Source organism: Streptomyces sp. NPDC048584 (assembly GCF_043199595.1).
Classification (GTDB): domain Bacteria; phylum Actinomycetota; class Actinomycetes; order Streptomycetales; family Streptomycetaceae; genus Streptomyces; species Streptomyces edwardsiae.
The window spans coordinates 296879-304132 of the sequence record NZ_JBICWF010000010.1 but is presented as its reverse complement, the minus strand read 5'-3'; the positions used below and the strand labels follow the sequence as shown (position 1 = coordinate 304132).

The window sequence follows — 7254 nt, the reverse complement described above, 5'->3', positions numbered from 1 at the left end:
TCTCAAGGAACGGACGCTTCCTTTGTACTCACCCTCTCGGGCTTTCCTCCGGGCGCTTCCCTTCGGTCTTGCGTTTCCGACTCTATCAGATCTTTTTCTTGACCTGACCCCCAGTCAGCGGGGTTTGTCTTCCGGGCTGTTGGGCCCTTCCGACGTCTCAAACCTTAGCGGACTCTCTCCGTGTTTCCCAAATCGGGGGGCGGAATTCGAATTCGGGCATGCCGAAATCGTTCCCACTGGGAGGTCGTGCTGAGGTTTTGAGTGCCGCTGATGCGGCGGAAGGTGTCGCCGGTGAACCGTAACGGCTCCGTGGCAACTCGAAGAACCCTACGGATCGGGCAGGTGGCTGTCAACCGCCTCAGCCCAAGATCTTTCAGTCCAGGTCGCTGAGTCGACCGCCGGCGTCCGGCTGGGCGTGCTCCACCCGGCGCAGCAGGCGGGTGAGGACCTCACCCAGTGCTGTCCGCTCGTCCTGGTCGAGGTCCTGGAGGAGGTCCCCCTCGAAGACGGTGGCGAGGCGCATCGCCTCCAGCCACTTCTCCCGGCCGGTGTCCGTCAGCTCCACGATCACGCGGACCCGGTTGGTCTCGTCCCGCTCCCGGTCGACCAGCCCCTCGGCGACCATGCGGTCGATCCGGTGGGTCATGGCGGCCGGCGTCAGCCCCAGACGCTTCGCGAGGTCGCTCGGACCCATGCGATAGGGAGCGCCGGAGAGGACGAGCGCCTTGAGGATCTCCCAGTCGGCGTTGGTGATGCCCACCTCGGCGGTCTGGCGGCCGTAAGCGACGTTCATGCGGCGGTTCAGCCGGGACAGCGCGTTGACGATCTTCTCGACCTGGGGGTCGAGGTCCTGGAACTCGCGCTGGTACGCGGCGATCTGCTCTTCGAGTGTCGGCTCGCCGAGGCCGTCCGAGGTGTCGCCCATGGCCGCAGTATGGCACGCCCTCCCTTTGCCTCGAAGTCCTTCGCTGTGTACTCTTTAGCTTCGAACTTTAGCTTCTAAGTCTTCACTCCTAACTACTTGAAGAGAGGTGAACGTGACCAGGGAGATGGGCGCGGCGATGCGCCGGATCCACGTGGGTAACGCACTCAGTGCTTTCGGGCTGGGCTTCACGGTTCCGTATCTGTACGTCTACGTGGCGCAGGTGCGAGGGCTGGGGGCCATGACGGCGGGACTGGTACTCGCCGCCTTCGCCGTGGCCGCGCTGATCGTGCTGCCGTTCGCCGGACGGGCGATCGTGCGGCGCGGCCCGCTTCCGGTGCTCCTCGTCGCCCTGGTCACGGCCGCGATCGGGGCGCTGAGCCTCGGTCTGTCGAACAGTGCGGCGGCCGTGCTGGTCTCCGCCTCGGCGCTGGGCGCGGGACAGGCGGTGATGCAGCCGGCGCTCGCGACGATGATCGTGGACTGCTCGACCATGGAGAACCGCTCACGCGCGTTCGCCATGCAGTTCTTCCTGCAGAACCTCGGGCTCGGCGTCGGCGGTCTCATCGGCGGTCACCTCGTCGACCCCACGAAAGCGGGCTCCTTCGTCCTCCTCTTCGCGATCGAGGCGGCGATGTTCCTGCTGCTGGTCGTGGTGATGGCGACCGTGCGGTTGCCGCACGCGCCGCGTGTCGAGGGTGCTCGGGCCGCGTCGACGAAGGGCAGCTGGAAGCAGCTGCTGGGCAACCGGGCCATGGTCCAGCTCTGTGTGCTGGGCTTCGTGCTGTTCTTCGCCTGCTACGGGCAGTTCGAGTCGGGACTGAGCGCGTACGGCGTCGAGGCCGCCGGGATCTCCACGTCGGCGCTGGGGACGGCGCTCGCGGCGAACACGCTGATGATCGTGGTCGCCCAGTTCGCGGTGCTGCGGTTCGTGGAGCGGCGCAAGCGCTCACGCGTGATCGCGTCCGTGGGGCTGATCTGGGCCGTGGCGTGGGCCGTGGCCGGGTACGCGGGGCTGGGGAACGGGAGCCAGACGATGGCGACCGCCGCCTTCATCTCCACGTACGCGCTGTTCGGGCTCGGTGAGTCACTGCTGTCGCCCACGCTCGCGCCGCTGGTCGCCGATCTCGCTCCGGCCGGGATGGCGGGGCAGTACAACTCGGCGTTCGCCCTGGTGAAGCAGCTCGCGCTGGCCGTGGGGCCGGCGGTGGGCGGGCCGCTGGGCGCCTCGCTGCACGGGCCGTACGTCGTGATCTTCCTCCTGTTCTCGCTGGGCATCACGGTGCTGGCGGTACGGCTCGGGCGGCAGCTCACGGAGGTGCAGAACCAGCCGTCGCTGGCGCGCAGCCGTGTGGTGGTGCAAGGGAACGCGGCAGCCGGGCAGGCTCCGGCGCACGCCTGAGCCCTCCTCGTACCACCCCCACTTCGTCAGCCCGGCTGCGGCAGGAGGAACTCGCACCAGACGGCCTTGCCGCCGCCCGGGGTGCGTCTGCTGCCCCAGTGGGAGGCGATCGTCGCGACGATGGCGATGCCCCGGCCGGACTCGTCGCCGGGTTCGGCGCGGCGGCGCCTCGGCAGGTGATCGTCGCCGTCGGTGACCTCGATGATCAGGCGGCGGTCCGTGCGGCGCAGCCGCAGCCGCATGGGCGGTGTGCCGTGCTGGAGGGAGTTGGCGACCAGTTCGCTGGCGGCCAGGACGCCCAGGTCGTGCAGCTCGGTGGGGAAGCGCCAGCTGGTCAGGACGCCGGAGGCGAAGGCACGCGCGCGGGGGGCCGCCTCGATGCCGCCGAGCAGTTCCAGCGCGGCGTTGCGGAACAGTTCGCTCTCCGCGCCCTCGCGGGCGGGGTGCTGGAGGACCAGTACGGCGACGTCGTCGTCGTGCTCCGGGGTGACCCCGGCGGAGCGGACCAGGCGGTCGCAGACGACCTGGGGGCTGCCGGTGGCTCCGGCCAGCGCACGTTCCAGGGCGGCGATGCCCTCGTCCAGGTCCTCGTTCCTCCGCTCGACCAGGCCGTCCGTGTAGAGGACGGCGGTGGAGCCGGGACCGAGGGGGACGGAGCCGGACGCGTGCATCCAGCCGCCGGTGCCGAGCGGGGGGCCGGTCGGTTCGTCGGCGCGCCGGACGGTGCCGTTCTCGTCGCGGACCAGGATGGGCAGGTGGCCGGCGGAGGCGTACACCAGGCGGCCCTCGTTGGGGTCGTGGATGGCGTAGACGCAGGTGGCGATCTGGTTGGCGTCGATCTCCATGGCGAGGACGTCGAGCAGCTGGAGAATCTCGTGCGGCGGGAGGTCGAGCCGCGCGTAGGCCCGTACGGCCGTACGGAGCTGGCCCATGACGGCCGCCGCGCGGACCCCCCGTCCCATGACGTCGCCGATGACGAGGGCGGTGCGGCCGCCGCCGAGGGTGATCACGTCGTACCAGTCGCCGCCGACCGCGGCCTCGGTGCCGCCGGGGTGGTAGGTGGCGGCGACGCGCAGGTCGTCGGGCTCCTCGAGTTCCTGGGGGAGGAGGGACCGCTGGAGGGTGACGGCGGTCTCGCGCTGGCGGCGTTCGCTCGCGCGGAGGCGTTCGGCGGCCTCGGCGTGGTCGGTGACGTCGGTGGCGAAGACGAGGACTCCCCGGCCCTCACCCTCGGTGACCGGGGTGCAGGTGAAGGTGTAGGAGCGGCCGTCGGGGGCCTTGCGGGACTTCACCGTGCGCGGTTTGCCGCTGCGCAGGACCTGGTCGAGGAGGGGGAGCAGGCCGATCGCCTCCAGCTCGGGAAGTGCGCCCCGCGCGGGGACGCCGACCGGGCGGGCGCCGAACGCCGCCGCATAGGCGTCGTTGACGTAGGCGACGCGGTGGTCGGGGCCGCGGAGCAGGGCGACGAGGGAGGGGACGTGGTCCAGCACCTCGCGCGCTCCGAGCTCGTCGACGCCGGCTACGGGCCGGACGTCGTCGGTGAGCTGTTCGGCTCGGGCAGCGGGCACGGAGCCCTCTCCCCGCCGGTCCGGGGAGACCGCCTGTTCGTTCCGCGCTGCGGCGCGGCGCTGCGTTCCGGGGAGCCGGGCGCTCCAGCGCGTGAAGTTCACGAATCCTTGCCTCGTGTAGTTGTCGGCGGCCGGCAACCGGGACCGGCCGGGGCCCCGGGGGCCGGCACCGGGGTGGGCGAGGGCCCGCCCGCGGTGGTGGACCAGTCTGGCAGGGTGCCGACCGGGCCGACATCCGTCAGACGCCGGTCCGGCCGCAGGAGTTCCTGAGTCCGGTCAGGACGACCCCTTCGGGTTGTCCGGCGGGTCTTGAGAAGGCTTTCCCCCGGCCGCCAGTTCGAACTCCGCGCGGGGGTGTTCGAGTGAGCCCAGGGAGACGATCTCCCGTTTGAACAGCCCGGCCAGCGTCCACTCGGCGGCCACGCGTGCCTTGCGGTTGAAGGTGGGCACGCGGCTGAGGTGGTAGGTGCGGTGCATGAACCAGGCGGGGTAGCCCTTGAGTTTGCGCCCGTAGACCTGCGCGACCCCCTTGTGCAGCCCCAGGGAGGCGACGGAGCCGGCGTACCTGTGGGCGTACGTCTCCAGGGGTTCACCGCGCAGGGAGCGGACGACGTTGTCACCGAGGACCCTCGCCTGGCGGAGCGCGTGCTGCGCGTTGGGGGCGCACTCCCGCGCGGGCCTCCCGGCCGTGACGTCGGGGACGGAGGCGGCGTCGCCCGCGGCCCACGCGTGCGGTGCGCCGTCCACGGTCAGCTCGGCGGTGCACTTGAGCCGCCCCCGCTCGTTCAGCGGCAGGTCGGTGGCGGCGAGCACGGGGTGCGGTTTGACGCCGGCGGTCCAGACCACCGTCCGCGTGGGGAAGCGTGATCCGTCGCTGAGCACGGCGACCCGGTCGGCGCAGGACTCCAGCCGCGTCTCCAGGCGTACGTCGATGTTGCGGCGGCGCAGTTCGGTGACGGTGTACCGGCCCATCTCCTCGCCGACCTCGGGCAGGATCCGCGCGGATGCCTCGACGAGGATCCACTTCATGTCCTCGGGCCGGATGTTGTGGTAGTACCGCGCGGCGTAGCGGGCCATGTCCTCCAGCTCGCCGAGCGCTTCCACGCCCGCGTAGCCGCCGCCGACGAAGACGAAGGTGAGGGCGGCGTCGCGGATGGCGGGATCGCGGGTGGAGGAGGCGATGTCCATCTGTTCGAGGACGTGGTTGCGCAGGCCGATGGCCTCCTCCACGGTCTTGAAGCCGATGGCGTGGTCGGCGAGACCCGGGATGGGCAGGGTGCGCGAGACGGAGCCGGGCGCGAGCACCAGTTCGTCGTACGGGATCCGACGTCCGCCCGTGCCCTCCTCGCCGGTGGCGAGCGTGCTGATGGTGGCGGTGCGTTTGGCGTGGTCGATGCCGGTGGCCTCGCCGATGACGACATGGCACCGGTCGAGGACACGACGCAGCGGTACGACGACATGCCGAGGGGAAATGGCACCGGCGGCCGCTTCGGGGAGGAAGGGCTGGTACGTCATGTACGGATCCGGGGAGACGACCGTGATCTCGGCCTCCCCCCGCCCGAGTTCCCGTTTCAGCCTCCGCTGCAGGCGCAGGGCCGTGTACAACCCGACGTAGCCGCCGCCGACAACGAGAATGCGCGCACGTTCCTTCACTGTCCCATGACGCACCCGCCGCTTGCGTTTGTCCACAGCCCCGACGAATTGTGTGACCGGAGGCCCGGCGCGTCGCGGGTTGGCCGATTCACCGACCCCGCATCGATTTCCACAGGTCAGCGGCGGTATGCCGACCTCCGGTCCGGGGTACATTCAGGACGTTTGCGACCCGTACTCCGATCGAGGGGCGCTCCGTGCGGAACCTGCCCCTTCTGAATTGACTCCCGCTCAACTATGTTCGTCTGTCGACGGGGTGGAGAGGAATGCGCTCATCGGGCTCGCGACGGGCGGGACCGAACACGCAGGGCCTGTTCCACACGCCCCGGCATCAATGGCGGGGAAAGTCTCCGGGGGGAGACGTCATTACCGGGGGAATACATATGCATGTTCAGGACTCTCATTGGTCTTCCGCTCTGGCGAACGGCGCGGCGATGAGCGCGCCGGCGGGCGGCGGACGCCCGGACGGGGCGCGTACGACACCACTGCGGGTGGACGCCCAGCGCAACCTCGAGCATGTGCTGCGTGCCGCGCGGGAGGTGTTCGGCGAGCTGGGCTACGGCGCGCCGATGGAGGACGTGGCGCGGCGGGCGCGGGTCGGTGTGGGCACGGTGTACCGGCGGTTCCCGAGCAAGGACGTACTGGTGCGGCGGATAGCCGAGGAGGAGACCTCCCGGCTGACCGAGCAGGCGCGGGCGGCGCTGGGGCAGGAGGACGAGCCGTGGTCGGCGCTGTCCCGGTTCCTGCGGACGTCGGTCGCCTCCGGCGCGGGGCGGCTGCTGCCGCCGCAGGTGCTGCGGGTGGGGGTGGCCGAGGAACACCCGCGGTTGCCGCAGCAGCGGACGCAGGCGTCGGAGGAGCTGCGGCTGGTGGCGGATGACGCGGGGGCCTCCGAGCTGCTGTCCGTCGTGGGGCAGTTGGTGGACCGGGCGCGGGGGGCGGGGGCGTTGCGGGCGGACGTGTCGGTGTCCGATGTGCTGCTCGTGATCGCTACTCCGGCGCCGTCGTTGCCGGATGCCGCGCAGCAGGCTGCGGCGTCTTCGCGGTTGCTGGACATCCTGCTGGAGGGGCTTCGCTCGCGGTCGGTGTAGGTGTGGGCGAGGCCGTCGGCCCCACAGGCCCGCACTACCACGCATGGCTCTGGCAGTCCGGCATTTGCGGACGCTCGGCGTTGGAGTGGGCTGGGGGTGTTCGCGCGGCCCGGCGCTTACGGGGTGCCGTCGCGCGCCCGCCTGTGCGGGTGGGGTTGGGCGGTGGCCCGGGGTGATGGCTGGGCGGGGGGTGTTCGCGCGGCCCGGCGCTTGCGGGGTGCCGTCGCGCCCACCCGTGCCGCCCTGCGGCACGACTGCCCGCGGAGGGCGGATGGCGGAGGGCGGAGAGACCGGGGTGGGTTTGCCGCCCCAGCGGCGCTGCTGCCCGCGGGTGTGGAGTGTGGCGGGGGCTGGTCGCGGCGGACGTAGTGCGGTGGGCGGGGTGCAGGCGCGTACGGCGGGAAGGGGACGGGGCGGGGGTGGCCGCCCGCAGTGGCTGGCGCGTCAACGCCCCGCACCCCTGTCCAGCAAGCCCAGTCGCGCCAGTCCGAGGACGGACACCCCCGACGCGGCCCCGACCCACCCACCACGCATGGGCGCTACCCCAGCCCCCACCGGACCGAAAGCGGCGCCGCAGGCACCCCACCCACCGGACCTGAAGGCCGCGCGCAGGCACCGCCC

General features: G+C 71.4%; 5 protein-coding genes. 2 read left to right on the top strand and 3 right to left on the bottom strand.

Annotated elements, in window-relative coordinates; all coding sequences use genetic code 11:
• Positions 1-373: 373 nt before the first annotated feature.
• Positions 374-925, bottom strand: a complete 552-nt coding sequence (locus tag ACGFR9_RS23550) for a MarR family winged helix-turn-helix transcriptional regulator (RefSeq protein ID WP_393211806.1) — start codon at positions 923-925, stop codon at positions 374-376.
• 124 nt (positions 926-1049) lie between these two features.
• On the opposite strand from ACGFR9_RS23550, the gene ACGFR9_RS23545 reads away from it, so the two are divergent.
• The gene (locus tag ACGFR9_RS23545; protein ID WP_393211847.1) at positions 1050-2324 is read left to right on the top strand and encodes an MFS transporter; all 1275 of its coding nucleotides are present in this window, start codon (positions 1050-1052) and stop codon (positions 2322-2324) included.
• Between the two features lie 26 nt (positions 2325-2350).
• Here ACGFR9_RS23545 and ACGFR9_RS23540 read toward each other — a convergent pair whose 3' ends face one another.
• Together ACGFR9_RS23540 and ACGFR9_RS23535 are read right to left on the bottom strand one after the other, a co-directional pair.
• A complete protein-coding gene (locus tag ACGFR9_RS23540; RefSeq protein ID WP_393211804.1) occupies positions 2351-3994 on the bottom strand; it encodes a SpoIIE family protein phosphatase in 1644 nt (547 codons plus the stop codon).
• A gap of 174 nt (positions 3995-4168) precedes the next feature.
• Complete coding sequence (locus tag ACGFR9_RS23535) at positions 4169-5545, bottom strand: NAD(P)/FAD-dependent oxidoreductase (protein ID WP_393211802.1); 1377 nt, start codon at positions 5543-5545, stop codon at positions 4169-4171.
• A 380-nt stretch (positions 5546-5925) separates the two neighbouring features.
• Between ACGFR9_RS23535 and ACGFR9_RS23530 the strand changes: the two genes are divergently transcribed.
• The gene (locus ACGFR9_RS23530; RefSeq protein ID WP_311711515.1) at positions 5926-6633 is read left to right on the top strand and encodes a helix-turn-helix domain-containing protein; all 708 of its coding nucleotides are present in this window, start codon (positions 5926-5928) and stop codon (positions 6631-6633) included.
• Positions 6634-7254 lie beyond the last annotated feature (621 nt).

Excerpts from the sequence above, each read along its gene's own strand:
- ACGFR9_RS23545 (WP_393211847.1), top strand. The coding sequence starts at position 1,050 with ATGGGCGCGGCGATGCGCCGGATCCACGTGGGTAACGCACTCAGTGCT.
- ACGFR9_RS23550 (WP_393211806.1), bottom strand. The coding sequence starts at position 925 with ATGGGCGACACCTCGGACGGCCTCGGCGAGCCGACACTCGAAGAGCAG.
- ACGFR9_RS23530 (WP_311711515.1), top strand. The coding sequence starts at position 5,926 with ATGCATGTTCAGGACTCTCATTGGTCTTCCGCTCTGGCGAACGGCGCG.